Source organism: Streptomyces tailanensis, from assembly GCF_008386495.1.
Classification (GTDB): Bacteria; Actinomycetota; Actinomycetes; order Streptomycetales; family Streptomycetaceae; genus Streptomyces; species Streptomyces tailanensis.
The window spans coordinates 1-338 of sequence record NZ_VTHJ01000114.1; the positions used below are offsets into that span (position 1 = coordinate 1).

The 338-nt window shown below is 74.0% G+C and carries 1 pseudogene; it reads left to right on the forward strand.

From position 1 onward, the window contains the following. Positions 1–338, forward strand: a pseudogene (locus F3T56_RS49065) (hypothetical protein); the annotation flags it as partial.

Below are 338 nucleotides of genomic sequence, written 5' to 3' on the forward strand. Positions count from 1 at the left end.
CCGGCAAGCGGTACGGCAACGAGACCATCCGCGTCACTGCCGACGGCGAGGTGTCGGTCAAGCTGCCCACACCGCTGGCGCACCTGGCCAATGCCCCGCACGGCCGGTACGTCCTCACCTCCCGCGTGGCATTCGCGCACCGGGGCGAGCAGCGGGCCGACCGCATCACCGCCAACCGGGCCGTCGCGTACCGCATCCACGAAGACACCGGCCGGGGCCGCTGGTACCTCACCGCCTCCTGGACCATCCCCCCCCGGCCCAGACGATGCCACTGGAGGCCGCCCGCGCGGGCGGCCTGGCCGACGTGGACACCAACACCGACCACCTCGCCGCCTGGC